The organism is Acidiplasma aeolicum (genome assembly GCF_001402945.1).
GTDB lineage: Archaea > Thermoplasmatota > Thermoplasmata > Thermoplasmatales > Thermoplasmataceae > Acidiplasma > Acidiplasma aeolicum.
The window spans coordinates 1-4231 of sequence record NZ_LKBG01000028.1; the positions used below are offsets into that span (position 1 = coordinate 1).

At 35.6% G+C, this 4231-nt stretch carries 2 protein-coding genes and 1 pseudogene; all 3 read left to right on the forward strand.

Features of this window, described 5'->3' with window-relative positions; all coding sequences use genetic code 11:
• Positions 1–793: pseudogene (locus AOG54_RS01185) on the forward strand (DEAD/DEAH box helicase); the annotation flags it as partial.
• Positions 794–1123: 330 nt separating this feature from the next.
• Positions 1124–2023, forward strand: a complete 900-nt coding sequence (locus tag AOG54_RS01190) for an ABC transporter ATP-binding protein (protein WP_048100801.1) — start codon at positions 1124–1126, stop codon at positions 2021–2023.
• Positions 2024–2026: 3 nt separating this feature from the next.
• On the forward strand, positions 2027–3517 hold the full coding sequence (locus AOG54_RS01195) for an ABC transporter permease subunit (protein ID WP_048100802.1): 1491 nt from the start codon (positions 2027–2029) through the stop codon (positions 3515–3517).
• Positions 3518–4231: the final 714 nt, after the last annotated feature.

A 4231-nucleotide genomic window follows, 5' to 3' on the forward strand; every position in this document is an offset into this window, starting at 1 on the left:
TTATATTAAGGTTTCAAGGAACATTGCACCATCTGATATTGAAAAAATTATTGAAAATATAGATATTAACAACATTGATGGATATATTAAATCATCTGCGAGAAGGTCAAGGTTCTTTAATAATGTTTTTTTATACGAGGCAAGAAAGTTTGGAATAATAACAAATGACGCTGATATAGGCAGGGTAAGGTTTGAAAAAATTGTTGATGCATATTTTAATACGCCATTATATGAGGATTCCATGAGAAAACTTATTTTTGATTACATGGACATAAATGCTGTTACCGAATATTTAAATGGAATAAAAGGCGTGAAATTCATACTAAGGGATAAAATATCCGAATCATCGAATATATTTTTATCCCATTATTCTGAAAGGATCATGCCACTAAAGCCCACCAAGACAATACTTGAATCAATTAAAAACAGATTATTAAATGAAGAGGTTATACTTTTATGCACATCATGCGGTAATAAAAGAACATTAAAAATTAGGGACATAAGGGATATAAAATGCCCTGTATGCCATTCACATCTTGTTGCATCGGTATCAAAATTCGATGAGGATTCAATAAAAAATATCGATGATCCGTTAATTAAAAAAAGGATAATAAAGAACGCGCATCTTGTAAGGGAACGTGGTCTTACCGCAATTATGGTCATGGCTGCAAGGGGGGTTGGACCTGATACAGCCTCAAGAATACTTGAGGTTTCATACCTCAATGAGGAGGATTTGATTAAGAGGCTCCTCAAGGCGGAAACCGATTTTGCCAAAAACAGGCAGTACTGGTAATATATGATGCATGGCATTAATCCTCCCTGATTGATTGACCTGCCAGCCCTAACATGGTTATATTAATATTTCTGGGTGCTGGCATTCATTGCAACGGATTAAATCCTATTAAATCTTTATATTTACCTCCCGGAATTGAATCCCTAATTTAGGTGCACTATTATTTCTGCTATAATGTTACTGGCAAATGCCATTTAAATATCTTAACGCCAGAAATTCATTAAAATCATAAATTTATTTATATATTGACCTGTGATTTTCTTACAATATACACATTATATTATGTCATTTTTATGCAAATATTTAAATATTTTTAACCATTGCTTTGCTATGATTAATCTTAGGGAATTCAGCAAATCCTACAATCAATTTATGGCTGTAAGCAATTTAACACTTGAGATTAAAAACGGTGAGATCATGGGATTTGCTGGGCTTAATGGTGCGGGCAAAACCACCACCATAAGGGCAATATCCGGATTAATATTCCCAACCGGCGGTTCCATCGAGGTTGATGGCCACAATATTGTAAATGATAAGGTTATGGCATCGATGCAGATAGGTTTGGTTCCAGAATTTCCAAATTTTGAACTGGACGCCAAACCGTTGCAGCTGCTTAAGTATTATGCAGGTTTTTATGGAATTAATTCTGCAGATGCTGAGAAAAGGGCAATAGAATTGTTAAAGAAGCTTGGTATTTACCAGTATGCAGACAAAAAATTAAAGATGTATTCACAGGGGATGAAAAAAAGATTCTCCATAGCATCGGCGCTTATTGGCGATCCCAATAATTATCTTTTTGATGAGACGTTAAACGGCCTGGACCCACAGGGGGTAAAGGATGTAAGGGATTTAATGCTAAGCCTCAAAAAGGAGGGCAAATGTGTGTTCCTATCATCCCATATACTTACTGAGCTGCAGAACGTCGCAGACAGAATCGCAATCATTAAACAGGGCAGGCTTATTAAAATACTGGAAAGGGACGATCTGGCCAATCTTGGGAATACTGTAATAAAGATTGGAATAAGGAATCCAGATAATAATATTAACAGTGTTCTAAAGGGCTATGGTGATGTAATTTTCGAGAATTCATTTTATTTTATAAGAAACGCATCAAAAAATCTTGATACATCTGAGATTAACAGCGAACTTGTAAAGTCCGGTTACAGGGTTTTTTATATATCCAGGGAAAGCGAGGCCCTGGAGGAATATTTCTTAAAGGCGGTGAACTAATACATGAAACCGTTTATTTACGATATAAAAAGAACATTAACAGGAAAATTCACGATAATTATCATAATATTATTAATAATTGTCACGGCACTCTCAGCATACACGGCAGTTTCCGTCACTTCCAGCAGGGACCCATCAGGAACCTCAATTGTTATGCCCTCAATCAGTTCAAAAAATGGCAATCTAACCATAACGGAATATGCTGTAAATGGCTATGGAAATCCTGTTTCTGGATTAACCACGCATGCTTATATATACAATTATACATCATCTCCAAAGAGCATCAATCCCATGGAGATTACAGGAAAAACAAATGCAAATGGTTATTTCAATAAAACAATTAAAAATTCCTTTGATGCATGCGTTGTATTAAACCTTACCGCATATTACGATCACGGGGTGGCAGAACCCGGGCAGGTTTATCATTTAACATATAACAGTACCAGCAATCAACAATATTTTACTGGTTATATTCCTAACAGCCCGGATTTTGCACTAAATTATTTTAATAATAAAGGAAACTTTACATATTTACTTGCCATTCAAAATAAAAGTGATATTTCACAAACGGGTTATCTGGTTTATACACCTGTTAATTACAATATCAATGTTAATGTTTATTATAATATTACGTCTGAGCCATATTACAGCAGCACCCTAAATATGAAAAATGTAACATCTTACAAAACAATTGCAAAGCATATAGATTTTATAAACATTCCGGTTAGTAAAACAGATCAGGATAAATTTGTAAACGTTTACATAGTAAACAGCACAAAAAATGTAATTTTAAACACCAATTATGAATATGTAAATATTAAACCAGGCGCAATACTGAACAGCGAATTATCAACATTTTTTGGTATTTTATTTATACCGATACTTGGTATATTCTCTGCATATTATTATTACAGCAGGGATAAAATGTCAGGCGTTATGGAATCAATACTTGTCAGACCTGTAACACGCGGTAAATTATTCATTTCGAGATTTTCTGGCAATGCAATAAGCTTTATCGCCGGACTTCTTATCGCACTTGGCGTGGCCGATATAATACTGTACAAATATACCGGGTCATTTATCTCTTCAGGCACATTTATGGATTTGTTTGCCGGATATCTTGTTGAGGCAGTGGGCTTTGCCGGCCTAATGTATCTTGTATCACAGTTCATTAAAACGCAGGGGCAGGTCCTTGGAGTGGGCATTGCCTTTTTATTTATACTTGGATTCATGTGGTCAACATTAATATTATTAATACCGCTTATTCTTCATATTTCTGCAGCATCATCATTTTATAGGGATGAATTAATACTTGGTTCAATATCCCCGGCATATTACCCACAACTTATAACGGCATTTAAATCAGGGGTCTATGATGGCATTTCAGCACCCTCACTTGGGATTAATATAATAAGCGTAATAGCGGTTGGCCTCATATGGGTACTTATACCATCTGCCCTTGCATTATATTTCGCAAGAAAACATGATAACTAATTACACATATATGCTCCGGCCGGGATTGGTATCAAAAGGGTCATATTACTCCACTTTTAGCATAAGAGGGTATATAAAGAAAATTAAAATAAGCATAATAATATATTTCTGAAAACCAGATCGCATGCCTGATAGAATCCTCATACCCTCCATGACCATAGAGCCATCTACCCTCCTAGTTTTTAATTCTCCATCACCAGTATAGCATAATTTACCTTCTAAGATTTACATCAGCCTCAACTCGCTTATTATGAGGTCACAAAGGCATATCAGATGTGGTCTATGCCTCCGGATCCAAAGTCGGTGAAATAATCAAGGGCGATGAAGAGGATAACGAAGGCAATGGCCATGATGGCCAGGACTATGGGTACGTGAAGGAGCGTTTAATAAAGAGCTATAAGCTTTTAATATGTCAGACTTCGCTTGTATATCGACAGAAGGATGATGATAGTAAATAGGCCTATGCTAATTTTGCCTTCAGATCACCGATCTTTTCATACTTCACTAGGAGATATTTTGTACTATCCATTGCATTTACTGTTATTTTATTCTAGAAATGCCTGTATCTCTCTCCCCATGAGAGATTCCATGAACTTCTTTACCGTCGATCCGGCTTATTCAGATATCTTTGTCGGGACATTCCATTTCTTATTGCCTCCTTTGGACACAGAGGTGTCATCCTTACTTTTTTCATGAATTTTTTATGATCTTTCA

What these genes read in the sequence shown, in the direction of transcription:
- AOG54_RS01190 (WP_048100801.1), top strand. Translation starts at nt 1,124, where the DNA reads ATGATTAATCTTAGGGAATTCAGCAAATCCTACAATCAATTTATGGCT.
- AOG54_RS01195 (WP_048100802.1), top strand. Translation starts at nt 2,027, where the DNA reads ATGAAACCGTTTATTTACGATATAAAAAGAACATTAACAGGAAAATTC.